The sequence below is a fragment of the Verrucomicrobium spinosum DSM 4136 = JCM 18804 genome, assembly GCF_000172155.1.
Classification (GTDB): Bacteria; Verrucomicrobiota; Verrucomicrobiia; order Verrucomicrobiales; family Verrucomicrobiaceae; genus Verrucomicrobium; species Verrucomicrobium spinosum.
In genome coordinates this window covers 5,882,375-5,908,233 of the sequence record NZ_ABIZ01000001.1, presented here as the reverse complement: position 1 = coordinate 5,908,233, position 25,859 = coordinate 5,882,375, and the positions used below count along the sequence as shown (strand labels likewise).

The following is a 25,859-nucleotide window of genomic DNA, read 5'->3' as shown; positions in this document are numbered from 1 at the left end:
GGGCTGTAGCTGACCCTTCTCAATAGGGGCGTTCGTAGCCTCCCTGGCTGGGGCCGCCGTAGGTGTCATAGCGGTCTTGGTCATAGCCACCGCGGTCGTAGCCGCGATCCTCATACACCTGACGGTCAGTCTGGCGATAGGAGCCAGACGGCCGCTGCCACTCGCCATAGCCTCCACCGCTGGCGCGGGAAAGTTGGGACTCGAAGTCACGCAGGCACTTGTCGAAGGACTGCCGGATGAACTCCTGCCTGTGCAAGATGATGCGCGGTCCTCCCACTCGTGCGTAAGAGCGAGCCACCTCAGAACCTTCGTGCGAGAGGACAAGATGGGTGTCCGCGTTCACCGGACCGTCATCGACGTCGAAGTCCAGTTGGTACTCCGCCGACCGATCTCGCGTGGGCCGGTAGCCAGCGCGGATGAGGGCGTCCTCAATCTCCGGCATGAAGCGTACCTCGTCCTGGCTCAACCCAGAAGGTATGAGCACCCGCGGGGCGGGACGTGGGCCGGGGCCGGCATAGTCGGGTGTCTCACAGGAAACCAAGGCCATCGTGAGGGCCAAGACGCTGATCACAGGACGAAGGATGCGATACATGAGGAGGGGAGGGGTGGGGAGACAAGAAGGGGTCGTGAACAGGCGGAATTTGCATCCATCCCATTCACCGGAAAATGTGAAAATTAAGAAATGTGAAGAGTAGCGGGGAGCGTCTCGCGTGATGCAGAGCGTCCGAGCCGTCATCAGCAGGGATTCGCCTGGAGAAGCGGTGGCGGCGGTGGATCGCTTTCACGGATGTCAGGCTCTCCCTGTGGAACTCGCTGCTGGCAGGCTGGACTCTGTCGCGTATCATGGCGCATGCCGATGCCCATGCGCCTGTCCTCAACCGCCCAATTCCTGGTCTGTAGTGGCTTGTTTGTCGCTGCGAGACCATCTCTCACGGCGGGGCCGCTTTTGGATCAGTTGCCCCAGAACGGGGTGCAGTCGGCCTTTCAGATCCTGCGGCGGGACTATATCCGTCGTGACGATCTCACGTTTGAGGAACTCAATCGCGCCGCGTTGCAGGGCTTGCTGGAGCGCCTGCACTTTGGGGCCTCGTTACAGCCTGTGGTGCAACATGATGTGCCCACTGAGCCGAATGTGCACTCGGAATTCCTGGCACCCGACGTGGCCTATCTTCGTCCCGACACCTTCGCTCCGGGCGAAGGTCAGTTGTTCGAGAAAGCCCTCGCTGACCTGGTGGAAAAGCAGGCCAAGCAACTCATCCTCGATCTTCGCTCTGCCACCACCGCGGGCGTGTTCGACGAGGCAGCGCTCATGCTCCAGTGCTTCCTCCCAGAAGGACAGCTCATGTTCAAGATGAAACAGATGGGCCGTAATGAGGCGGAGTTTTTCATTTCCAAGCGCGCTCCCATCTGGACGCAGGAGGTGATTGTGCTGGTGGATGATGATGCGTGTCCTGCGGCGGAGGCAGTAGCCGCGTGCCTGAAAGCAAAAGGGCAGAGCGTTCTGGTGGGCTCCAAAACTCGTGGTGCCATGGTGCGCTTTACCGATGTCCGCCTGGATGACGCGACCATGCTCCGCTACGCAAGCGCCGAGCTGTTGCTGCCCGATGACAGCTCCACTTTTCGTAAAGGACTGGAGCCCCACTACTTTTTGGTGGGGTCCACCGAGGACAAGCGCAAGGTGTTCGCCGGTAGCCGGGGCAAGTCCATGAAGCCATTTGTCATGGACCGTGTGCGTCCCCGGTTTAACGAGGCTGCACTCGTCTCGGGTGACAATCCCGAGGTGGATGCCTACGTTCGCAAGAGTCAGGGGCAGCCTCTGCCGGGAGATGAAGGCCAGCTTCGTGAGGTGGTGGTGCAGCGTGCCCTGGATCTCGTTCGCTCTCGCACGATGCTTTCGGGCTTCAAATTAAAGTGGGAAGTGGACGCTGCTCAGGTCACTCCGCCGAGCGATCAAGCCGATGGCGAGGACATCCCGAAGGCCGTCCCTGCGAAGCCGATTGTGCCATCCCCGCCCCAGCCCCCGACGCCAACTCCTGCTTCTTCTCAAACTCCCAGCCGATGAGTGACATCCGCCTGCTTGCACCCGTGACCATTCGTGAAGTGCTGACGCACCGCACCTACCGCGCTACCCTGCCCAACGGCAAGGAAATCATCGCCTATGCGCAGGGGTTGGATGGCATCCCGCCACTGAACTCGGGCGACAGCTACCATGTGCTGCTTTCGCTTTGCGATTTCGACGAAGGACGGTTGATTCCGGAGGACATGAAGGGCGTGCAGGTGAGTCATCCGGTGATTCCGGCATGGAGGCGGTAGGCGGTGCGTCAGTGCGTCAGTGCGTCAGTGCGTCAGTGCGTCAGTGCGTCAGTGCGTCAGTGCGTCAGTGCGTCAGTGCGTCAGTGCGTCAGTGCGTCAGTGCGTCAGTGCGTCAGTGCGTCAGTGCGTCAGTGCGTCAGTGCGTCAGTGCGTCAATTTGCGAGTTATCTCATGAACCCGGAGGGTTCGCCATGCGTAGCCATGGGTCGGCCGAGTGGAGCGAGGACTACCCATGGAAGGTGAACAAGGTGTTGCTACCGCGGAGCGGTAGGCCGATGGCGGCCAAAGTCTGAGTGGGTGGTATGGCGGGATTTCGTGAGGGGTTCGCGGCACGATGGGCCTACCGCTCCGCGGTAGGATTTTCCATCCTGTTTTCCATGGGTTGCACTCGCTACGCTCGCTTCACCCATGGCTCCTATGAGGCGGGTCAATTGGTTTGTGAGGTGACTTGCGGTTTTCTTCGGCGTTGCTGCTCTTTGAGGGTGGAGGGTTCGTCGTGATTCTTTCTGTCGTCTGATCCTTGATGCAGCCCGGTCTATGACACGCGCTGTTGAGCAGCTTTACTCCTGCTCTCATGCTCCTATCCGCACAGGCCCTCAGGGCCGTGCATCGCGCCCTTGCGGGCTACAAGGATCAGTCAGGAATCGATCATTCTACTGCTGCGGGCTAAGCCTTGCGGCGGCCAAGCCATGGGTCGATCAGATTCTCCGACTGAAAGTGTTTCAACAGGGGGTGTCTTAGGTGGTGGCTGGCTCCAAGCCCAGGCCTTCCAACGTTGCCGTCCCCATGTGCAATCTCCAAAGATCAACCATGAGCATCCGGGCACAGGCCACGATGGCCTTGCGCTTCCTGGCTCCACGGACCGTGCCTTGCGGCCCCAGTTCCTCAGGATATTTCCTCACCCCCCTCCAGTTCGGATTGAGCCTGCAGATCCTCCACGCCGCTTCCACCAGCGTCGTGCGGATCCGCGAGCTGCCCATCCGGTCAATCTGCCCAAGCTTTTGCTTTTCCCCGCTACTGTACTCACTGGGGCAGCAGCCGATGAACGAGCCGGGCTGTCCCCGGTTCTTGAACCGGTTCCAGTCACCCACCTCTGCGGCGATGATCGCATAGCTGAGTTCGCCGAGTCCTTTGGGCCGAACCTGGGCTGCTGGGGCCTCCTCCGACGCTCTGGGAGGCTCGGCTGCATTCAAGATCAAGCCTGGTTCGGACTTCTTGATGGCAGTCTTCGGAGGTTTGACTTCGCTGATGGCCTTCTTTTTGAGCTCCTCGCTATAACCATTTAATTGCAGGCACATTCTCTGCATGGGCTCGATCATGTCCACCAGCCACGTGCGGCCGGCGGCGAGCAGATCGGCTCTGAGCTGCTCCCAGTTCTTGGGTGCCCACCAGCTGTCGAGATCCCTCAACCAGCCATGGTCCCATAGCAAGCTGCGTCCCTGGGATGCAATCTGACCACGCAGCTTGATCACCTGCTCTCGGCGGCGGTGACTCCCTCGTTGCTGCTGCTTCTCCACCGTGGGGACCCTGACCGGGCGCAGGCAGGCTCGGTTGCCCCGGCTCACGTAGTCCCAGAGCAGGGTGGCCAGCATGCGGGCGTCACGCTTGTCGGTCTTGCGTTTGCCGCTGAGTTCCTGGGGAGCAACCACCACACTATGAGCTCCAGCACCTTCCAACTCGCGGTGAAACTCCCAGCCAAAGCCACAAGCCTCCTGGACGCAGTGGACTTCACAGCCTTGATTGACGAGCCAGCCAACCAGTTCGACCCAGAGGCTGCGAGGGTGCTTGCCCAGATTGAGCGGCTGGCCTCCGGCGACGACCAGGGAACCTGCGGGCGTGTTTAGCTCCAGATCCAGGCCCAGGGTGACACGGCGTTCCTGGCCAGCAAGGTTGAGGGCCTTGCAGATCGCTGCGTGACAAGGGATGGGGGTGTGCAAAGTATAGGTGGTCATGATGGTGTGGGTCAGTGCCTTTCTCGTGGCACCAGGCATGTTGCCTGATGTTTGCTGATCCCGCCATCATGGCGTCTACTCATGGTGAACCCTCCGGGTTCGGGGTCGTTGGGACGGTGGAATATTGCGAGGGACTGAAGAGTTGAGGGCGGAACAACAAAAAACCGCTGCCAGGGGTTCTGGCAGCGGTGTTGAATGACGGAGTTGTCCGTGAGTCTGGCGCTACATCACCGGGACCTCTTCGGCCGGAACTTCTGCTGCGGCCTCGGGTGCTGGCTCTGGAGCATCTTCGGCTGTAGGAGCTGCCTCGGTTGACTCGGCGGTTTCGGCGGCTGCGCCCTTTTTGCTGCGGGTTTTCTTCGGCAGGGCGGAAGGCGGGGTCAGGCCCATAGCATGGGCCGCACCGCCGCGGACGGTCTCGGCCACAGTCGGGGCGTTGTCTTCCAGCGACACCTTCTCGTTGGTCATGCGCACGCCCACTGGCTTGCTCACGCCGAACTCCTGCATGGTCACCCCGTAGATCACGTCCGCTTTGGACATGGTGCGCTTGTTGTGCGTCACGATGATGAACTGGCTGGCGTTGATGAACTTGTCCAGCATGGCGAGGAAGCGCTTGATGTTGGACTCGTCCAGCGGCGCGTCGAGTTCGTCCAGCACGCAGAAGGGGCTGGGGCGGACCATGAAGATGGAGAACAGCAGGGCCACGGCGGTCATGGAACGCTCACCACCGGAAAGCAGGCTGATGCTCTGTAGCTTCTTGCCGGGGGGCTTGGCGATGATCTCGATGCCGCACTCCAGAGGATCATTCTCGTCTTGCAGCATGAGGTCGGCCTGGCCGCCTGCGCCGAAGAGTTCCTTGAAATTCTCACGGAAGTTGTTCCGGACCTGGATGAAGGTCTCGGTGAACATGGTCTGCGTAGTGTCGTTGATCTTTGCGATCACCTGGAGCAGTTCCTCCTTGCTCTTCACAAGGTCGCCGTGCTGGGTCTCGAGGAAGGTGTGGCGTTGTTCGAGTTCCTCGAACTCCTGGATGGCGTCCAGGTTTACCGGGCCCATGCCTTCCAGACGCTGGCGCAGGTCATTGACGATTTCCTGAACCAGATCCCAATCCGGTCCCCGCTCCAGTGCAGCGGCGTCGAAGAGGGGATTGCCCTCCATCTCAGCGTCAGAGGAGGAGCTGGCTTCTGCGGTGGAAGACCCCTCGCTCTCAGAAGCGGAATCATCGTCGGCGGTGCTGTCGCTGCGGGACGACAGGGTGGCCCGGCGCTTGCTGGTGCGGTCGAAGGACTTCTTCTGTTCGGAGATGGAAAGCAGCAGGGAGTGAGGATCTGGCTCGAAGGCATCGAGACTGACCTGATAACGCTCCTGTACGTGTTTGATCAGGTTCTCCAGCTTCATCTCCACGCGGGTCTGCTGGACCTCGGCGCGGCTGCGGTGGTCGTTGAGCTCACCGTGGCGGGAGCGGATGGTGTTGAGTTCCGTCTCCAGTGCGGTCACCCTCTCGAAAGCGGCGTTGCGCCGCTCCACAGATTCCCGGCCTTCATTGTCAACATTGGTCAGCAAGCGGCGGGCTTCTTCCGTCTCCTCCACGAGGCGGCGATTCTCTCCGACGGCGGAATCAATGCGCTGCCTCCAGATGAAGCATTCGTTTTCATAGCGGCTGATGCTGGACTCAAGCTCCTCCAGACGGCTGGCGAGCGGGGCCTTTTGACGCTCCACGTTCTGGAGGGCATTTTGTTCCAGGGCCAGGGCCGTCTTGAGTTCGTTCAGGCGCTCCGTGGACTCCACCTCGCGGCGGATCACGGATTCAATCTGGGTCTCCAGGGCGCGTTCCCGCTCCTGAGTTTCCTCGATCTCGTAGAGGGCAACCTGGTTGGCCTCGCGATGCTGCTGGATCTGGGCCTCAGCGGCAGAAAGGCGTTGGGCGATTTGCCCCTGCTCCCACTCGAGGGAGTCGAGTTTGGCGGTCGCCTGCTGAAGGGTCCGCTGAACGACGCTCACTTTGCCCTGATACTGGCTCAGGGCCTCGCGGTTCATCTGGGAGGCATCACGGGCGTTGGCCTCCTCACGCTGCTGCTCTTCCAAGGCCATGCGGAGGTCCTCGATGAGCATCTCCTTCTCCACGACCTGGATGTCGAGCGCCTCGACTTGCACCCGCAGTTCCCGCAGTTCGGTTTCGCGTCGCAGGGTGGAGGCGGCCTCTTCTTTGCCTGCACCACCGTGAAGCACGCCATGCTCGGTCAGGACCTCTCCCTTCAGGGTGACAAACGCAAGATCTGGGTGATCGCGCTTCAGCCGCATGGCCGTCTGCAGGTCGTCCACGATCAGGACATTTCGCAGCACATGTTCCACCAGAGGCTGCACATGCGGCTGAGACTTCACCTTGTCCAGCGCCCAGGCGACACCGCCATTGGGCATGAACTGGCGTTCCGTGCCGCCGTTGCGCAACATCAGATCCTGCGGAATCACCGCCGCTTTCCCGAGGCGCTGGTCGGTGAGCTTTTGCAGCACTTCATCCGCCAGGGAGGTGTGGTTGAGCACAATGGCTTGAAGATGATCGCGAAGGGCCGCTTCGATGGCGGAGATGAACTGGGGCTCCACCTCAATGGCTGAGGCCACGAGACCACGGATGCCGCCCTTGATGCGGTCGGGATCGTCCAGGCCCTTCAGAATGTTTTGTGTGCCCAGTTCCAGGCCTTCGCCTTTTTCCAGGATCTGCTGCAGCACCTCCAGGCGTGAACGACGCTGGGTGAGCTGGCGTTGGAGGTTATTAAGCTCCTCTGAGGCGGCGTCACGCTGGCGGCGCTGTTCCTGGATGGTGTTGGTCAGCTCCTTGAGCTTGTGCTCCAGTTCAGCACGGACGGTTTCCAGCTCCTCAATCTGACGCTGGAGATGATCAAACTCCACCTGGCTGGCCTCGCGGGCCTGCACCGCGGATTGCTTGTCATGCGCCAGGGCTTCGTGCCGCTGACGGTCTGTGGCCATCTGGTTGGTCAGGCTCTGCGCTTTGGCATCGGCCGTGGCGGCCTCGCCTTCCAGCCGGCGGAAGGTTTCTCGCAGGGTGCGGCGCTCCATCTCCAGTTTCTGGCGCTCGGGGATGATCGCATTGTGCGTGATCTGGTGCTCCTCTAGGGCGTACTGGCGGCTCTCGATTGCATTGCGGATGGAGGAGAACTGTTCATCTGCGGCGGCCAGTTCGCGCTGCTGCCGATCCACCATGTCCCGGTTGTTGGTGGCATCCTCCTCATTGCGCCGGATGCGGCCCTCCAACTCCTCCACACGCTCACGATTGAACTCGATCTTGCTCTCGGCACCCTGAATCTTGGAGCGGAACTCCTGGGATTGCTGTCGCAGGCCGTTGATGGTGGACTCCACCTGATGGTAGATCTCACGAGTCTCAGTGACTTCCTGTTCCTTCGCATGGACGCGCTGATGCAGGTCGTTGAGCTCCGTCATCAGGGAGATGATCTGGTTCTCCGACTCGGTCTTCTCCGCGGTGTATTCTGTGAAATGCTTGTGCCCAAGGTGCAGGTCCAGGATGCGCAGATCCTTGTGCACCACTTGGTAGCGCTTGGCCTTCTGGGCCTGGCGGTGCAGAGTGCCCATCTGGCGCTTCACTTCCGCGATGATGTCCGCCACGCGGAGGAGGTTGGCCTCCGTGTACTCCAGCTTGCGGAGGGCTTCCTTTTTCTGGCCTTTGAACTTGGTGATGCCTGCGGCTTCTTCGAAGACAGAGCGTCGGTCTTCCGGCTTGGCGCTGATGAGCATGTCGATCTTGCCCTGTTCCATCACGGAGTAGGCTGACCGGCCGATGCCCGTCCCTGCCAGCAGTTCCTGGAAGTCCTTCAAGCGGCAGATGGTGCCGTTGATGCGGTATTCGGAGCGGCCGTCACGGAAGACGCGGCGGCACATGGCGACCTCATTGTAGTCCACACCCAGGCCCTGTTCACAGTCGGCCAGGGTCAGGATGACCTCCGCCATGCCCACGGGTTTGCGCTTGTCCGTCCCGTTAAAGATAACGTCCGCCATTTCCGCGCCACGGAGAGCCTTGGCGGAAGTTTCCCCCAGCACCCAGCGGATCGCGTCCACCACGTTTGACTTGCCGCATCCATTGGGGCCTACAATGCCGGTGACGCCCGTGTGGAACTCAAACAACGTCTTGTCAGCAAATGACTTGAAGCCGTGGATTTCGAGGGACTTGAGATACATGACGGAAGCGGGAGCAGAGCGTTGAAATTGAGCGGTGAACGGGTGCCGGATGGAAGCGGCAAGAGATCACTTGGGGAACTTAAATCTCAGGTGACAAAAAGGGCAAGAAAGATGTGATTGCACAAGCTGTAGGGGTGCGCTTTCGTATATAGCACAAGATGTAGCCCTGTCTTGCGGGAATTTTTCACCCCGAAAAACGCTTAATAGTGCTTGAAAACTGGTCCGAAACGCTGCGGTCCCGATGGAATGGGGAAAGAGGGGAAACGCCTCCGTCGCAACAGCCGGGTTATTCACATTTATCCCGACAGGGTTGTTCACAGCGCCGTTTTGCGCTGGGAGCTCTGATCGTCTGGTTTGGGCGTCAATCCGTAGGTATATCCGATCTTGAAAAGGTCTCTCTCCCCCTGTGGAGGAGGCTGACCTGGACCAACGGCGGATTCCCACGAAGAGGGCAAATAGCCAGGACTCATCGGGGTGATGGAAAGGCCGCTGGAGCCGACTCTGAAAAATCGACAAGGCGGCGGGATTTGATCAGAGCCGTAGGCGACAGCCACGACCGAGCCCATGGGGAGTTCCTCCACCAGCACCACCCAAACAATGGGATCCGCAGGGTAGTGCTTCTGAAAATACTCGCGGGCGGCCTGCTGCATCTGCTGCAGGCGGCGCTTCTGCGCCAGCAAGGTTCTGCCGCGCCGGATCATGGTGGGGGAGGCTGGAAGCAGAAGGAGATGTCGGCACCGCCGATCTCGATGACGCGATCACCTGCCAAGATCACTCCCAGACCGTGCTCTTGATCCCAAGTGCAGCCAAAGAGGAAACCCACAAAGCTTGCGCCTTCCTTGGTCCACGGATGCAGATACACCTGTCGAAGGTCAACGAGGGCGAGCAAGTCTGAAGGAGCATGAACGGCAGGCATGAGTTTGTCTGCTTCATGACCGAGGAACGAAGCATATCGTGGCCTCAAGGACTTGTAGTGAGGCCATAGCGCGGCAAGCACCGCCGACTGTATCACGTCTCCATGTTCCAAGTGATAGGCCATGGTGGCTCGCTGGGCCTCAGTCGGCATGAGCGAAGGCAAATCTTCCGGAGGGAAAATGGTGAGACCCGCACAGCCTGAAACGAGATCGACTTCCCCGCCGGTCCAGCAGTCGCTGTCCCACTTCAGCAAGGGAAACGGCTCCATATCGAGATGGGCGGGATGTTCAGGCATGGCAGAGGCCGGTCAATGATCAGGCAAACATTAAGCCTAGTAGTCCCGGCGGGGTGAAGCAACATCACACCCAGAATGTTTTTTGTCGAACCCGTGCTTGTTTGGTGGCATGACTCTAAGCCGAATTCACGGCTCCACAGCAAAGTCGCGTCCTCAATGACTGTGGTTGTGCCCATGTGCATGGGCCCCGGCCACGCTGCCGCCACGTGCGATCTCTCGGGCCGCGGAAACAATGTGGGTGCAGGCCTCCACGCAGAGCAAGGGGATCTCGCCCGCCGGCACGGTGTCGGGCCGCTTGTTGCCCTCGATGAGTGTCAGCGGCTGTTCCAGATTGAGCTGCCAGGTGATGCGTCGGATGCACTTGGTTTCTGCGTCACAATGGCAAGCAACCATTTCCTGGGCCTGCTCGTCGGTGATCTTGTTGGAAAAGCGATACATCCCCGTCTGGCGTCCCAATGTCTGGCGCAATGACACGGGCTCCAGGGTGCCTGCTGCGTGGTGCCGGGAGAGGCCGAGCGCAGCAGGGTAGAGGAAATCCAGCGCCAGCCGGAGGGTGGCGTCATCCTCAAGCACAAGCTTCCAGCCGTGGCGCAAGGTGGGGGCTGTCTTGAGAGGGCGGAACTGCCCCGCATCATCATAGATGCTCAGAGTACGGGCTTCGATCGGGTTAGTGTGAATCTTGAGGTCCACAGCTCCCAGGTCATCGACATGACTGAGGATCCAGCCTGTTCCTTCTTCTGCGGGGGACACGGAGACTTGGCCTATCTTGAAGGGCACGCGTGGGAGCGCTGGAGGGGGGCTGCTCCTGCCCGATGCTGCCTCCAAGGTCGAGCCATGCTTGGCTTTGAAATCCTTTACTTGATCCAGAATCACCTCGGCCATGAGGGCCTCCGTTCCGATGGCGCTGCTGTAGTACAGGCTGCGGCCGTGGAGGGCGTGGGGATTGTGGCGAAAGACCTCGCTCTGACTGAGGGCGGCGGTGGGCTCGCTCTCCATGCCCAGCAGCACCGGAATGTCCTGATAGCTATGCAGGCCGTCGGCAATAAAGAATGGCACGACCACCACATGAGGGGCGGTGCTGAGTTCGTGCCATTTGGCGACGAGAGGCTCCTCCTCCATGTAGGCATCCAACACCTCGGCGAAACCATAGCCACCATCGCGGATGAGTTTCACCTGATCTTCGATCGCCTTGCGGGAGTTCTCGTTCAGGCTGGTGCCGTGGCCGACAATGATGAGGCAGGTCTGATCGCGCGGCACGCCGGGAGCCACCTCCTCGGCGCGGGCCAGCAGCAGACGGGTCATGGAAGGGTGAATCCCGACGGGGTCACAGTAGGCATAGGTGACGCCTTCACGGACCGTTACCGGGCCGGTCAGCCGGAGTTCACGAGGTAGCACCTCCTGGCAGAAATACCCTTCGCTGATGAAGTTGGGCACCACGTAAACCAGCGGCTTCGTGGTCTGGTAGAACACCTCCCGCATGGAGGGCTCTTCTTTCCAAAAGGCGCAGCCTACCTCCGCAAAAATTCCACGACGGCGGATTTCATCGGCGTGTTGGTGCGTGGGCGCACTGGAGTCCGGGTTCAGGGTTGAACCGTGACCCGCGATCACCAATGCTGCGTCTGTGTCGGGAATCATATAGTATTAGAGATTACGTGCGGAAACGCGGGGGCTCCCCGGATTCGTCCTGAAAGGGAGCAGATTAGCGGAGGGTGCGCGGGACAAAGACCGCTTCCATGCCAGCGGCTTTGGCGGCCTCCAGTCCGCTGCGCCCGTCTTCAAAGACCAGGCACTCTTCCGGCGGCACGCCCATGCGCTCTGCAGCGAGGAGGAACATGTCCGGAGCCGGTTTGCCCCGCTCCACGTTGATGGGGGTGATGATGTGGGGGAAAAGGTGAAAAAGGCCGGTGTGTTTCAGGCAGGCGTGCACGATCGGCTCCTCACTGCCAGAGGCCACCGCCATGGGGAGCTTGCCAAAGGTGGAGAGGGCGAGATCCGCCACCGGGTTGACCCGCTGGATTTCCGGGATGCGCTTCTCAAACATCTCGGCCTTGAGCCGCACCACAGCATCGGGATCCACATCGACTTTGTGCAAGCCGTTCAGAACCACCACGGTGTCGTACTCTTTCACCCCGGCGAAGTGGTAAAACTCCTCTTCCGTAAAGGCATAGGTCGCACCGTTGAGCCGGAGGGACTCAATCCAGCAGACATAATGGAGCGGCATGGAGTCAACGAGCGTGCCGTCGCAGTCGAAGATGTAGGCGGAAAACTTGCGGTCAGGAAGTTGCAGCATGGGAGTCGCTCAGGATTACGAACAAAAAGCCCTTCCGGGGGCCGGAAGGGCGGGAAAAATCGACGCAAAGGCCGATCGTTCTGTGACGCGGGTCAGGCCCGAAATCAAGCAGCGGATTCCGCTTGCGTGTGATTGGTGCTCTGCGCCTTGGAGGCTGCTTCTGCGGGCAGGGCGACGGCGTTGTTGCCGCCCACCAGCTTGCGGAAGATGCGCTGCGGGAAGCTGTTGCCTTTTTCTTCTTCAGTAAGGGAGGACAGGGCGTTGGCCTTGGCAATCTCCCAAGCGGGCGCGAAGCCCGGGGCGCTGATGTTCATCTGCTTCTCCGCACGGGCGTAAATTTCAAGCTCGCGGTTTGCACGGTTATCTTGTCGGTCATTGAGCCGGGCCACTTGCAGGCGGAGGTTTTCGTTCTCCCCCTTCAGCCGGTCGCGATCTTTGGTCAGCTCACTTTGCTGTTTGGATTCGAGATCCATTTTGTCGTTGAGCATCTTCTTAAAGCGGCGCAACTCGCGGGCCGTCTTCCAGTGGGACCGAAGAGCGGAGAACAAGAGGGCCAGACCAATGAAAAGGCCGATACCAAAGGCCCAAGCGTGGGTATAATTAAGTTGGAGGGTCATGGGATAAGGAATCTAAGCGACGTTGCAGCCTTGGCAAAGGGCAAAGGCATGCTTCACGCTGCGGTAATGTAATAGGGTTCGATCTTCGTGACTGGCAAAGTGTCAGAATCTTAGGAAGCTGCTTGCAACTTCTGGAAATTCTAGTAAAAACAGGCTTGTGTGGAATGGCAAATATAGTATTGATCGTTCATCCCGCGAATGCGGAAACTCTCCCTTTTGCGAATCAATTTAGAACTTCGGGTTAACATGATTCCTGCCAATAACCCACATTCGGAGGCCATTGGGACTGCGAAGGCTGCGATTCATCCTGATCGGGTGGCGCTGGCCAATCTGCAACCGTTCGGTAATGACATTTGTGCGACTTGGCATGAGGGAGAGGGGGAGCCAGCCGTGGCCATTCATGAGACAGCCCTCGAAGAGCTCCGGGCATTGGAAAACGAGGGGCGTGTCATCTTGCTGAGTGCTCCCCGGGCAGGTCACGGGAAAACACACCTGCTCGGCCGTGTGGCGGAAAAGTTGCAAGCCGAAGCCGTGGTGGCAAGCCTGCCCTGGCAGACGGAAGATGGTATGACTTGGGCTGGCTGTGGACGGGGCATTGTGGCAGACCTCGCCTATTCGGGAGTGAAGCCCAATCTTTTGCAGCGTGTGTGCAGCGGGGTGCATGCGGCCCTGCTCAAACGTCTCATTCAAACGGGGCGGATCCCCAGCACGGATCCCAGCCAGGCTCTGAGGGTGCTGTCCCAGGACCCGATGAACCTGTTTTCCGACAGCGGTCCCGCCAAAGTCATCGGCGAGTGGTTCAGGAAACACTACGACCAGTTGCACACGACCCTTACAGAGGTGACCTACCTGGAAGGGCGTGCGGAGGTGGCGGACTGGTTGCGGGCCATGTTTGACTATGTGGAGCAGCCCACCGCTCCCAATCTTGCGACCTTGGCGGCAGGCATGGATGTGGCAGGGCCGGAGCAGCTCGTGCGATTCCTGAAGCTGGTGGTGATTTGGAAGCCGGTGGTGCTGGTGGCGGATCACATGGATGGACTCTATCGTGATGCCGAGGCGGGGGTAGCTGTGGCGCGTATGGCGCTGGAGCTCACCTCTCTGCCTGGTGTGCGGGTGGTGCTGAGCATGAATCAGGACCTCTGGGACACCACCTTTGGCCGGCAGCTGCCGAGCGCACTGGAGGACCGGCTCAACGCCCGCAACGTTTCGCTCGCAGGTCTGAATGCGGGAGAGGCGATCGAGTTGATTGAACTGCGGATGGCCAAGGTCGGAGTGGGGGAGCGCCATCGGGAGGAGTTTCTTGGTTATCTGGACCTGGACCGCTATTTCCTGGGGCGACCTGCTGGCAGTGTCTCCACCCGTGGCATGCTGCGGCATGCTGCCCAGGCATGGCGCAAATGGCTGCGTTCTGCGGTTGCAGAGACTGGCAAGTCCGGCCCCCCCGGCCCGGCGGATGGCGATGCGCTGCCGCTGATCATGGAGGAGGTGGCCAGTCTGCAGGCTCCTTCCGCGATGTCTCCCTTTCTCCCTGAGATTGAAGAGGAGGAGGAAGAAGACCTCTCCGCCCTGGCCAAGCACCTGGCAGAAGACCAAGGGGGTGAAGTCGTGAGTTTGGCAGGCTCCCCTGCGCTTGCTCCCACCATGGGGGGGGACATCACTCCCATCCTGCCTCAACAACCCATCAAACCGGGTAACTCCTTCCTGCCACTGGCGGAACCGCCAGCGAGCTCGTCTGCCGCACTTGCTGCGGAGGCTGGGTCGGTTGCGCCATCAGGCCTCGCTTCAGCAAGTGAAGAGCTGCCCGCCCCGCCCATTGCCTCTCCGTCCCCGCCGATGGAGCGGCCTCCGATGAAGCCCGCATTCTTCTCGCCGTTTACACCGGACAACAGTCAGCACACACGCGTGCCTGCACCGGTTTCCCCGGCGGAATCGGCGCCCTCAATCGCTGCCCATCCGCCTGATAGCGTCTCGTCGCCGCCACCATCGGCAGGAACGGAGCCGGGGAGCGCCAGCCAGTCTGGCAGCAGCTTTGCCCCCGCACCAGCCCCCTCCCGGGATGAGGCGAACTCGACGCCATCCGGTGCGTCGGCAGGTGTAGGACCTTCCGGTGGGTCTGCGCCGACTTCCGCGTCATCGTCACCCCAGGCTGAGTCGTCTGAAAACAACTTTGAGCGGCTCCGCCAACTTCTCTCGAAGGTGCGGGCAACCGCTGAGCCCACCGTCTTGCCAGATGCGGCGTCGAAATCGCCGCAGAAGGTCAGGATCGTTCCGGCGAGCCCTGCCAAAGAGCCGCCTTCCAAGCATCGGTTGATGCCCCCGGGCGGCCCCGCTGGCGTGGCAGCGACGACAGCGGCAACTGCGCAGCCCAATGGCATCGGGATGGAGGCTAAAGGCAAACTCCCGCAACAGTTTAGCGCCCTCCGTCAGCAGATTCTAGGTAGGGACCAGCTTCTGAAGGTGAACTGGCCGATGATCGCCAATGTCGTGCGTGTGGCCGGGAAGCGATTCCCAGTCGTGACCTACGATGAGCTGGAGTTGCCCGGCCTGGGCGGGCGGTCTCTCTCCCGCTGGCGATTGCAGGGGGCTGAGATGATCTTTGGCCTCGAGGATTTTGGTGATGAACGCTACTGGAAGACGGTAACGAGTTTCCTGGTGGGTCGTGTGGCAGAACTCACCGCCGCAGCGAGCCAGATCGGTCAGCCCTCGCCACAGATCAAGCTGTTGGTTTTCAAAGGGGATATGGAGGCCGCTCCGCTCGCGGGGTTGCTCCAGCAGGATGTCATCCCTGCCGCACTGCGGACGCATCTGGATGTTGTGCATCTGGACAACCGGAGCCTTGCCAGTCTCTATGCCATGGATCAGATCCTCACCGACACGGAGACAGCTCCCGGGGGTGGGGACCTCCATGCCGTGATGACTTCTCTGGCCGGTGAGTTGGATTTCTTCTGGAAGCGGATCACCCGCCCGTTGCGCTAGGCTGTGGAGCGGGGACTACGGCGCAAAAGAACTTTGGATTTTTGAAGTTTCCCGGTTGGGGGCATGTGCTACACTCGCTCCGCCCGGCTTATGACACCTCTCGTTCGCGTCAACCAGCTCAAGATTCACTTCCCTGTGCATGCAGGGTTCCTGCGCCGTAAAGTGGATGAGATCCGCGCGGTGGACGAGGTCAGTTTTTCCATTCCTGAAGGGGGCACCCTGGGCCTTGTGGGGGAAAGTGGCAGTGGCAAGTCCACGATCGCCCGGGCGGTGCTCAAGCTCATTCCCGCCACAGGCGGGGAAGTGATCTACCGGGACAAGAACATCCTGCCGCTGAGCGAGGGCGAGTTTCGCCCCTACCGCAAGGAGATGCAGATGATCTTTCAGGACCCGTTTGGCTCGCTCAATCCCCGGATGACCATTGAGCAGATCATCGCGGAACCTCTGCGCATTCACTTCCGCCATCTGGACAAGGCAGGCCGCCGGGACACGGTGGCCGCGTTGCTGGAGCGCGTGGGGCTGCCCGCAGAGGCGATGTGGCGCTATCCACACGAATTCAGCGGTGGCCAGCGCCAGCGTATTGGCATCGCGCGGGCCCTGGCCGTGCAGCCCAAGTTCCTGGTGTGTGACGAGCCGGTCAGCGCCCTGGACGTGAGCGTTCAGGCCCAGATCATCAATCTCCTGCAGGATCTGCAGGAGCAGTTCAAACTCACCTATCTCTTCATCGCTCACGACCTCGCCGTGGTGGAGCACATGAGCGATGAAATCATTGTGATGCACCGCGGAAAAATTGTCGAACAGGGCACCGCGGCGCAGGTCTGTGAAGATCCACATCACGAGTACACTAAAAAGCTCCTCGCGGCGGTACCTTCTCTGTAGACGAAAGACTTGAAGACAGAAGACAAAAGACCTGACCACGGAGCCGGACTGCGTTTGAGAGTTCGGACGCAGGTGGTGGGAGATGTCTTCTTGGATTCGCCTGGCGAATCTCCATCAAGTCTTTGGTCTTTGGTCTTCTAGTCTTCTGTCTGTCAATGACCCCCCTTTTTCGCAAATTTCTTGGTCTTAACTGGATCCTGGCGCTCAACATGATCGCATTGATCGTGTGGGGTGTTTGGGCGATCTACAATGCTTCCTCCTTCCGGGAAGGGATGAATCTCTCCACGGTCTGGCGCAGCCAGGTGCAGTGGGCGGTGTTGGGCCTGGGAGTATTCGGCGCGGCCGCGTTGGTCGATTATAAGTGGGTACGATGGGGCGGGTGGATCATGTACCTTGCTGGCATCGCAGGGTTGATCTTGGTGAAGTTCATCGGGTTCGGCGAAAAAGGTGCCCATAGTAAGATTCACCTGGGCCCTGTGGACGTTCAGCCGTCCCAGTTGGCCATTGTGGCGACCATCGTTTCGATCGCCGTCGTCTTGGGGGATCTGCACCGGATCGCGCCGGTCTTCAGGCATCATTGGCTTCGTCTCGGGGTGTCGGGCATCCTGGCAGGAGTGCCCATGCTCATGGTGCTAAAGGAGCCTGACCTCGGCTCTGCTGCTGTTTACGGCCCGGTGGTAGTGGCCATGCTGCTGGTGGGCAGCATTCCTTTCCGATACCTCATCACCCTGTTTTTGGGGGTGATGTGCATCCTTCCTGTTGCCTATTTCTTTGGCCTCAAGCCCTACCAGAAGAAGCGCGTTGAGGTGTTCGTCAACATGCTCACCAACAAGAAGGTGGACACGCTGGGGGATGCCTACATGGCAGACAAGGTGAAGATAGCCGTGGGCTCGGCGGGCTTCGAAGGGAAGGGGCCTCTCTCCAGCAAAGTGGACGGGCGCTCGGTGCATCGCACGTTCTTCACGCCTACGGAAGCCATCAACGACTTCATTTATTCCGTGATTGTGGAGGAGTTTGGGTTTCGAGGGGGGCTCTTGCAGATTGTGGTCATGGCTCTGTTGTTGTTACAGTGCATCTTTGTGTCCTTCTACGCCCGGGACAATTTAGGCAGGCTCATTGTGGTCGGGATCGTGGGCATGCTTTTTGCCCACTCCATGCAGAACATGGGGATGAACATCCTCATGATGCCTATCACCGGTCTGCCCCTGCCCTTCACCAGCTATGGCGGTACCTTCCTGATCGTATGCATGTTCCTCATGGGCATGGTTCAGAGTGTCTGGATCCACCGCAACATTTCCCCGGTCAAGAAGAAGGGGCGGCGCGATGACGAGGGTGAAATGGATGAGTTTTGACCCTGACCCGGCTTCGCCGGGAGACAGAAGACTTCAAGACGCAAGACAGAAAACTTAAACTGAAAGAAGATCGTTTAAGACGGGGAGGGGCGATGTGGTTCGCGGGGGCGGCTCGCTCATGACATTTTCGACTGATGTGAATTGGCATTGAGCGTTCGCGAGGCGCTTGAGTCTGAGTTGGTCCAGGGGTGCGTGGGATCATCATTCGCAGTCCTGAGTTCGTCATGCGTACCCTCCTTCGCAAGTTCTGCCGTCTCCATTGGCTGCTGGTCATCATCCTGTTCGCCTTGGTCACATGGGGCGTGTGGGCGATTTATAATGCGTCCTCGTTCAGAGAGGGTCTCCATTTGTCAGGCATGTGGCGCACTCAATTACAGTGGGCGGTGGTGGGGATGATCGTCTTTTTTATTGCAGCCTTCATCGACTACAAGTGGGTCCGATGGGGAGGATGGGTGATGTACGTGGGTGGCGTCATCTGGTTGATCCTTCCCCAATTGGTCCACGGCAGACATGGCTCCTCAAGGCCAATCGATCTATGGCCGCTTTATTTGATTCCTCCTTCCCCTGTCGCGATGGTCTCGACCGTCGTTGGCTTGGCCGTTGTGCTAGGCTATTTGCATCATTCCGCCCGTCTGCTCAGGCATCACGCGCTGAGGCTCGTCACGGCGATTGGCATCGCAGTCATTCCGATTCTGATCTTTCTGAAGCAACCCGATGTGGGGGCGGCTTTGATTATTGGTCTTGTGCTTATCCTGATGCTGCTCGTGGCCAGCATCCCGGGACGGCATCTGGTTCTACTCCTGGTTGCTGGGATATGCCTAGTGCCCTTGTGGTACCATTTCGGACTCAAGCCTTACCAGAAAAAGCGGGTGGACGTCATGGTCCAGATGATGACCAGTCCGAGCATGGAGGTGCGCGGAGAGGCCTACATGAGCGACAAGGTGAAGGTGGCGGTAGGATCGGCTGGCTTTGCAGGGAAGGGGCCGCTGTCCAGCAAGGTAGATGGGCGCTCGGTGCACCGGACTTTTTTCACTCCTACGGAGGCGATCAACGACTTCATCTTTGCTGTCATCGTGGAGGAGTTTGGCCTTTTGGGTGGACTGCTGCAGATGGCGCTCTTTTTGCTTCTGTTTCTGCTTTGCATTCATGTCGCCTACACCGCCCGAGATGAACTGGGGCGGATGCTGGTCGTGGGAGTGGTGGCAGTGTTGTTTGTCTGCGCTCTGCGGCACATGGCGATGAACATCTGCATGTTTCCCACCACCGGTCAGTCTCTGCCTTTCACCAGTTGCGGTGGCATCTATCTCCTCGTTTGCATGTTCATGATGGGACTCGTCCAGAGTGTGTGGATCCATCGTCACGATGTCGCGCCGGTGCCGCCGCCGCTCCCGTCTCCGGAAGCCGCAGCAGAAAATTGTGCCCCGTCCGTCACAGACGCTGAAGGGGCGGCCAGACCGCCGGAGTGCCAATTCACTTTTGGTTGACCCAGCGTACACTCGCTGGAAGCTCGTCAACACCGTCCTGAGCGCGATCCGTTTCCCAGGTTCACCATTCTGACTGGTTGCAGTCGGTTGTCGCAAATCTCTGCCACGGACGAGGCTGCCGCCCCCCCCTACCGCATGGTCGCCACGATCCGGCCCAGGGTCTTGAGGGCTCGATCGATGGTGTTAGACCACGGATTGCCGCAATTGAGACGGATGAAGTTTTTGAACTTCTGTTTGGCTGAGAAAATGGGGCCGGGGGCGATGCTGATCTTTTCTGAGAGGGCGCGGTGGAAGAGTTCGAGGGAATCGATGCGGCTGGGCAGTTCAACCCAGAGGACCTGGCCGCCGCTGGGGCGGGTGAGCTTTGTCTCTTCGGGGAAATACTTGGCAATGGCCTCGCTGACCAGGTTGACCTGGTCTGCGTACACGCGCTGCACCCGCCGTAGATGGTGGGCATAGCCTCCATTGGCCAGGAAGTCGGCAATGGCCATCTGGGGAAGGGTGGCGGTGGCGATGGTGCTGACGGTCTTCAGCAGTTCGACTTTTTCCTGAAACCGTCCGGGAGCCACCCAGCCTACACGGTAGCCTGGAGCGAGGGTTTTGGAAAAGGAGTCGCAGAGCAGCACGAGGCCCTTCTTGTCGAAGGCTTTGGCGGTCTTGGGGCGTTGGGGGGTGAAGGATACGTCCCCGTAGATGTCGTCCTCGATGAGCGGGATCTCCCGCTCTGCCAGCATCTCCACGAGGAGACGCTTGTTCTCATCCGGCATGCAGCTGCCCAGTGGATTGTTGAAGTTCAGGACGAAGAGGCATGCTGCGATGGGCTGGTGCTCGAGAGCATAGGCGAGTGCGTCCAGACTCACGCCGTCCCGCGGATGGGTGGGAATCTCGAGCGCTTTCATGCCCAGAGACTCGATGCACTGAAGGATCCCGAAGTATGTAGGCGACTCGATGGCGATGGTGTCGCCGGCCTTGGCCACGGCGCTAAGGGATAGGTGCAGTGCTTCCATGCCACCGCAAGTGGTCACGATCTCATCTGGAGACAGGGCGCAGCCGGCGTCGAGGGCGCGTCGGGCGATCTGAATGCGCAGGGCGGTGAGGCCAGGGGGCACGTCATAGCTGCTGCCGAGCTCCGGGGAACGCCGTCCCAGCGCGGCCATGGCTCTATTCAGCTGCCGCGTGGGCAGCAGTTCGGGGCTGGGGATCGCTGCGCCCAAGGCTACCAGGCCGGGATCGCGGATGGCCTTCATCACCTTCATGACCAGCTCGCCAACCGTGACCTGGGTGGCGCGCGTGGCGGGCCGGGACATCTCGGGTTCTGCCGGCGGCTTCCAAGATTGCACCCGCACATAGTAGCCAGATTGCGGGCGCGCCTCGATGACGCCACGGTCTTCCAGGAGTGTGTAAGCCTGTAGTACGGTGGAGACGCTTACGCCCTGTTGCTCACTCAGCCGACGCACAGAGGGGATGCGCTCTCCGGGGCGCAGGGTGCCCTTTTCAATCAGATCCTGAATGTGTCCCGCCACCCGCTCATAAAGATTACCAACGCCTTCTGGGGGAACCAGAGGAGGAGACTTGGGGGACACGGACATGGGAGAAACCTGCCTCATTGGATGCCTGCATCACAGTAACACTTTATTGAATTGTTCACCAGCACAGTTTGAGGGTGAGGGAACTGTACCGGTTCAGAAAAGTAAGGGGTGAATCTGTGCTGATTGCTGGCGAGGGGTACCTTGGGTCCATGAACGCAAGCCGCCCGCACCCCATTCAACTTGGCAAAGTCTCTGGATTCCCCCGCGCGTGGGAAGCCGTGGTGGCGCGGCTGCCGTTCATGCCCAAAAGCTGGCGCGCCGACTGTCCCGAACGGGAGGTGGAGAGCGGTGAACTGGTGAAGATTAAGCAGCCTGGGGGGCTGACAAGGATCACCTGTGTGCGGGGGGTGCTCTGGATCACCCAGGAAGGGGATCCGACGGACTACGTGCTGCATCAGGGTGAGACCTTCAGGCCACAGACACGCGGGTCGGTGCTGGTGGAGGGGTTGCATGCATCTCTGATCCGCCTCACGGCGCAGGAGTCGTGAGATGAGGCCCGCTGCGCGGGAGACTCCAGACTAGAAGACACAAGACGCCAGACTTGAATGCTGGCGCATGGCTAGGCTCGCCCTCCCATGTCCACTTCAGTGGACGTGCGACTGAGCGGGGCTGGGAACCCCGCCTCCTTTACCCGTGAACAAGTCACAAAGTCAGACGGCCACGGGATACAGGAGGCGGGGTCTCCGGCCCCGCGGTCTTGTGGGTGGGCGGAGCGGGATAGCAATCAAGGGACGCTTGGTGAGTGAGCGGGGCTGGGAACCCCCGCCTCCTGTACTCACGAACAAGTGACGAGGTGACTTGGCCGCAGAATAAAGGAGGCGGGGTCTCTGGCCCCGCGGTCTATTGGGTGGGCGGAGCAGGGAGGGGATCAAGCGTGGCTTGGCAAGTGAGCGGGGCTGGGAACCCCCGCCTCCTGTACTCACGAACAAGTGACGAGGTGACTTGGCTGCAGAGTACAGGAGGCGGGGTCTCCGGCCCCGCGGTCTGCTGCGTAGGCGGAGCAGGGAGGGGATCAAGGGAGGCATGGCGAGTGAGCCGGTTGGCACAACCGGACTGCGCCAGAGGTGTGGCGAAGGAGATGTCCGGACGACTCGCTTGGGAGTATTGTTTGGTGAACCGCGACCAAGCGGAGGGATGACTTCGCCGCTTACAATACCCTTACAAAGATGTGACAAGGGGCTGACTCCAGGTGGTTGAGACCGCGGCATGATGGGAAACCTGCGTTTTTTCCAAGGGCAGGGCTGCGGCAACGTGATGCAGGCGGTCCTGGTCTATGACGTGTGACAGACGGTTCTTCTCCGAAAACCTTGTCACATATCAGGGATTTTTGTAGGTTTTTAGCCAATTTGCGGGCCCTGGCATTTTCAAGTGCCGGCCGCTCTCGTCCACCCCCTCATGAATGCGCGTCGTATCCTCCCTGCCCTGATCGCAGTATTTGCGATGGGTCGTCTTTTGACGGCTCAAGATCCCGCTCCACCGAGCCCGGCAGTTCCGCCAACGGTGCCGGTGCCTCCACCGGTCGTGACTCTGCCGGCACCAGCGCCTGTGCCGACGCCCCCTCCGGTGGTGGTGCCCCCCGTCCCATCCAAGCCACCAGAGAACACCGGGGTGCCGGTGCGTGAGCGTGAACGCACGATCTATGTGCCGTACACCGAGTTGCAGAAGGTGTTCACCGATGGCGGGAAGGGCGTCTTCCTGCCTTACAAGGAATTCCTCGAACTCTGGAATGAACTGAATCTCAAACGGACCGAGGAGGAGACCAAGCCGCCGCAGGATGGAATTGTTTCGCGGGCCGAGTACACGGGCAAGGTGGAAGGGGATCTCCTGGCCGTGGAAGCAAAGATCACCGTGGAGTCATTCAAGAAAGGCTGGCTGACCATTCCGCTGGCCAAGGGCGGCAAGCTTTCCGCCGTGGGGGATGCTGAGGCGGGCAAGGCCGTGCTCTCCAGCAAGCCAGATGGCTATGACGTGATCGTGCCGGACAAAGGGGTGTATGAGCTGAAGCTCAAGTTCTACGCCCCGGTGACGAAGACCGGAGGCAAGTTCTCCGTGCCGCTCGGGCTTCCGACAGCGGCCGTGTCCCGGTTCACAGCGGTGGTGCCGGGCAAGGGGTGGGAGTTTGAGGTGAAGCCTGCCGCAGCCTTTACTTCCCGTCCGGTGGGGGAGGACACAGAGTTGTCCTTCTTCTTTGGCAACGGCACCCAGTTTGGCGTGGCCTGGAGCAAGACTGAGGCGGCTACGGCCCTGGCCCCGCTGATCCTGGCCCAGACCAAGGTGACCAGTGAGGTGCGGGGCGGATCGGTGGCCACCAAGGCCGCCGTGGATCTGCGCATCCTGCGGGCTCCCGTGAGCGAGTTGAAGTTCAGCGTGCCAGCCGGGCAGGAAATCCTGAACGTGACGGGCACGGATGTCAGGGAATGGAAGCTGGAGGCCAAGGGCGACCGTCAGCTGTTGATTGTTTCGACGAACGCTCCGGTAAAGGACAAGTGGAGCGGCACGCTGGCGCTCGAGTCGCCCCTGCCCAAGCTGCCTGCGGACGCGGTAGTTCCAGATGTGGTGGTGGAGGGAGCGGTGCAGGATCGGGGAGAAATCGGCGTCCTGGCCGAATCACAACTGGACGTCACCCCAAAACCAGGAGAGGGCCTCATTCAACAGACCGCCGCAGGTGCTGGCGCGGAGGGCATGGTGAACGTCGCTGCCTACCGTTATCTCAAACAACCCGCGAAGCTCCAGGTGGGCGTGGTGCCTGCTGTGGCCCAGGTGGATGTCGAGAGCGTGAGCCGCTTCATGGTGGACCGGGATCGCTCGAAACTGGTGACAGAGTTCGCCTACAACATCCGTCGAGTGGGCCTCTTTGAGGCGCGCGTGGCTTTGCCTGATGGCTGGACTGGCTGGGAAGTTGTAGGAGTGCCGCCGGAAAAATGGAGTGTGGAAAAGCAGGCGGTCACTGTCAATGGTGCTGCGGTGCAGAAAGACCACCTCGTGCTGCGATTCGACGCGCAGACGCTGGGGAGTGCCAAGTTTACCGTGCAGGGCCAGAAGGTGCGGACCTCTCCCACTGAGGACCTGGGGGTGCCGACTTATTTCCTGAGTACGCCCGGCTACCGGTATGAGGCGAAGATCGGCGTGGTGGTGCACACCAGTCTGGAGGCCACCACGAAACAGATCGGGGATCTGAGGCTGGAGGACGTCAATGTGCTCAACTTCAAACAGGCCACCGCGGAGAATCGGGAACTGACGCTGGCTTTCCGGCACCGGGATGCGGTCAAGACCCAGGCCACCTTGGGCTTCAAACAGCGGCCGCCTCAGGTGAACGTGCAGGTGCTGACGCTGGCGCAGATCCGCGAGCAGTCCACGCTGCACCAATGGACGCTGGCCTTTGATGTGGCGTACGCCGCGATCGACAAGTTCGTCCTCGCGGTGCCCAAGGCTGCGGTCGCTGAGCTTCGTCTGGTGGATCCGCTGGTGAAAGAGGTGAACAAGGAGTACCAGTCGCCCGCAGCGGCGGCGGGGGCGGCCCCGCTGCTGCCCAATCTGGAAGCCTATGCCCTGTGGGAGGTGACCTTGCGCAACGAACGCCAGGGGGTGTTCAATATTACCTTGAACCTGGAGCAACCCAGTGCAGGCGGCGAGGCGGCCAAGGTGGAGCTCCAGCAGGTGCATGTGCCAGGGGTATTCCAGGAGACCGGCCAGGTGGCCGTGGTGAAGGATGACAGCCTGGAGATTCGCGAGCCGTTGGCGGAGAACCTTGAGGAGATCGACCCCAAAGAGCTGAATGATCAGCTCCAGCAGACAGGCGTGTTTCTGGCGTTCAAGTACAAGACCCAGCCACACAGCTTGAAGCTGGATGTGGCGCGCAACGCTTATATCGAGGTGCCCCAGACCGTGGTGACTCATGCCGTGTTGACCACCGCAGTGGCCACAGATCGTGCGCAGACCACGGAGGTCATCTACTGGCTGAAGAACAATGCCCGGCAGTTCCTCACCGTACAGCTGCCAAAGGGGGCCAAGCTTGTCAGTGATGTCTTCGTGTCCACGCAATCTCAGCGGCCTATGAAGCGGGAAGGTTCAGATGATCTCCTGGTGCGGCTCCCCTCGGGTGCCGCGGCTCGCAACACGGCCTTCCCGGTACGGTTCGTCTATGAGATCCCCAGCCCGAAGGCGGGCGAGAAGATGGGGTGGATGGGCGGCATTTCCATTGTGCCACCCACGCTGGCGGATGTGGCGGTGGTGCTCCAGACCCAGCAGGCGCTCTATGTGCCGGAGAGCCATGAGTACACGAAATTCAATGGACCCATGACCCTGAGTCTGAAAGAGCGTGGGTGGGGCCGTTTTCGCGGCATCGTCAACTCGCTGGTGCCAGCCTTTGGTCCCCAGTTCACCCAGAGCTCCGGTGACTGGACTCCGGCACCGGCCATTCCTGCGGAACATCGCAGCACCTTCGACTTCCAGGTGCCGACCCAAGGGCGCAACTTTGTGCTGCATCGACTGGGGGCACCGGCTGCCACAGACATCTCCTACCGCTCGCGCGGCTGGTCTTATTTCCTGGAGACGGTGGTGTTTTTCGGCGTCATCGTGCTGGGGCTGCGCCGCTGGCATCACCCGTTGCCGGACAAGCTGCGTTTCCTGGTGCTGTTCGGGCTGGGAGGTCTGCTCGTCACCGGTCTGGTAAGCGCTGCGAATGCGCAGGTGGCCAAGGGAGCTGTGCTGGCGGCGATCTTGGTGGCGGTCTTGTGGTTCGTCTGTGGAGTCATTCAGCGAATCAAGGCCCGGGCTCAGATGTTCAAGAAGCGACTGAGTCCTCCCGCCGTCGTGCCTCCAGCCAGCAACCCCACGCCTGCGCCAGTGACGTCTGCCCCGGCAACGCCACCGTCGGTGGCTGCGTCTGAGACTGTCGCGCCGGAACTCCCCAAGGTGGAGCCTGCATCCCCGTCTGGCCAGGGCAGCAGCCCGGAGAATGATGGCAAGAGCAACTCCTAATGGAGGAC

The 25,859-nt window shown here is 60.4% G+C and carries 17 protein-coding genes; 8 read left to right on the top strand and 9 right to left on the bottom strand.

Annotation, left to right across the window (positions count from 1 at the left end; genetic code table 11):
• Window positions 1-19 precede the first annotated feature (19 nt).
• Complete coding sequence (locus VSP_RS23860; protein ID WP_009963860.1) at window positions 20-592, bottom strand: hypothetical protein; 573 nt, start codon at window positions 590-592, stop codon at window positions 20-22.
• Between the two features lie 270 nt (window positions 593-862).
• On the opposite strand from VSP_RS23860, the gene VSP_RS23855 reads away from it, so the two are divergent.
• Window positions 863-2,062: a S41 family peptidase gene (locus VSP_RS23855; RefSeq protein ID WP_157211028.1), complete on the top strand. Its 1,200-nt coding sequence runs from the start codon at window positions 863-865 to the stop codon at window positions 2,060-2,062.
• Complete coding sequence (locus tag VSP_RS23850) at window positions 2,059-2,313, top strand: hypothetical protein (RefSeq protein WP_009963858.1); 255 nt, start codon at window positions 2,059-2,061, stop codon at window positions 2,311-2,313. The genes VSP_RS23855 and VSP_RS23850 overlap by 4 nt, the downstream gene beginning before the upstream one ends.
• A gap of 737 nt (window positions 2,314-3,050) precedes the next feature.
• Here VSP_RS23850 and VSP_RS23845 read toward each other — a convergent pair.
• From VSP_RS23845 to VSP_RS23815, 7 genes are all read right to left on the bottom strand, one after another.
• Entirely contained in the window at window positions 3,051-4,265 is a 1,215-nt protein-coding gene (locus VSP_RS23845) for an IS110-like element ISVsp10 family transposase (protein WP_076612168.1), read from the bottom strand.
• A gap of 222 nt (window positions 4,266-4,487) precedes the next feature.
• On the bottom strand, window positions 4,488-8,474 hold the full coding sequence (gene smc / locus VSP_RS39950; RefSeq protein WP_009963856.1) for a chromosome segregation protein SMC: 3,987 nt from the start codon (window positions 8,472-8,474) through the stop codon (window positions 4,488-4,490).
• Window positions 8,475-8,788: 314 nt separating this feature from the next.
• Complete coding sequence (locus tag VSP_RS23835; RefSeq protein ID WP_009963854.1) at window positions 8,789-9,175, bottom strand: hypothetical protein; 387 nt, start codon at window positions 9,173-9,175, stop codon at window positions 8,789-8,791.
• Window positions 9,172-9,684 carry a DUF6985 domain-containing protein gene (locus tag VSP_RS23830; protein WP_009963852.1) on the bottom strand — a complete coding sequence of 171 codons (513 nt, stop codon included), beginning with the start codon at window positions 9,682-9,684 and terminating at the stop codon, window positions 9,172-9,174. The genes VSP_RS23835 and VSP_RS23830 overlap by 4 nt, the downstream gene beginning before the upstream one ends.
• Before the next feature lie 153 nt (window positions 9,685-9,837).
• A complete protein-coding gene (locus VSP_RS40580; protein WP_009963851.1) occupies window positions 9,838-11,319 on the bottom strand; it encodes a CbiX/SirB N-terminal domain-containing protein in 1,482 nt (493 codons plus the stop codon).
• A gap of 64 nt (window positions 11,320-11,383) precedes the next feature.
• Window positions 11,384-11,974, bottom strand: a complete 591-nt coding sequence (locus VSP_RS23820) for an HAD family hydrolase (protein WP_009963849.1) — start codon at window positions 11,972-11,974, stop codon at window positions 11,384-11,386.
• 104 nt (window positions 11,975-12,078) lie between these two features.
• A complete protein-coding gene (locus VSP_RS23815) occupies window positions 12,079-12,591 on the bottom strand; it encodes a hypothetical protein (RefSeq protein ID WP_009963848.1) in 513 nt (170 codons plus the stop codon).
• 246 nt (window positions 12,592-12,837) lie between these two features.
• On the opposite strand from VSP_RS23815, the gene VSP_RS23810 reads away from it, so the two are divergent.
• From VSP_RS23810 to VSP_RS23795, 4 genes are all read left to right on the top strand, one after another.
• Window positions 12,838-15,567: a hypothetical protein gene (locus VSP_RS23810; RefSeq protein WP_029190707.1), complete on the top strand. Its 2,730-nt coding sequence runs from the start codon at window positions 12,838-12,840 to the stop codon at window positions 15,565-15,567.
• Window positions 15,568-15,657: 90 nt separating this feature from the next.
• Complete coding sequence (locus VSP_RS37160; RefSeq protein ID WP_157211027.1) at window positions 15,658-16,446, top strand: ABC transporter ATP-binding protein; 789 nt, start codon at window positions 15,658-15,660, stop codon at window positions 16,444-16,446.
• 155 nt (window positions 16,447-16,601) lie between these two features.
• Window positions 16,602-17,798 (top strand): FtsW/RodA/SpoVE family cell cycle protein, encoded by a 1,197-nt coding sequence (locus tag VSP_RS37155; RefSeq protein ID WP_009963846.1) that lies wholly within the window; start codon window positions 16,602-16,604, stop codon window positions 17,796-17,798.
• 224 nt (window positions 17,799-18,022) lie between these two features.
• Complete coding sequence (locus VSP_RS23795; protein ID WP_009963845.1) at window positions 18,023-19,282, top strand: FtsW/RodA/SpoVE family cell cycle protein; 1,260 nt, start codon at window positions 18,023-18,025, stop codon at window positions 19,280-19,282.
• Window positions 19,283-19,410: 128 nt separating this feature from the next.
• On the opposite strand, the gene VSP_RS23790 is transcribed toward VSP_RS23795, so the two are convergent.
• Window positions 19,411-20,871: an aminotransferase-like domain-containing protein gene (locus tag VSP_RS23790; protein ID WP_009963844.1), complete on the bottom strand. Its 1,461-nt coding sequence runs from the start codon at window positions 20,869-20,871 to the stop codon at window positions 19,411-19,413.
• A 149-nt stretch (window positions 20,872-21,020) separates the two neighbouring features.
• On the opposite strand from VSP_RS23790, the gene VSP_RS37150 reads away from it, so the two are divergent.
• Both VSP_RS37150 and VSP_RS23780 read left to right on the top strand, forming a co-directional pair.
• Window positions 21,021-21,359 (top strand): DUF2917 domain-containing protein, encoded by a 339-nt coding sequence (locus tag VSP_RS37150; protein ID WP_009963843.1) that lies wholly within the window; start codon window positions 21,021-21,023, stop codon window positions 21,357-21,359.
• 907 nt (window positions 21,360-22,266) lie between these two features.
• Window positions 22,267-25,851: a hypothetical protein gene (locus VSP_RS23780; protein WP_157211025.1), complete on the top strand. Its 3,585-nt coding sequence runs from the start codon at window positions 22,267-22,269 to the stop codon at window positions 25,849-25,851.
• Window positions 25,852-25,859: the final 8 nt, after the last annotated feature.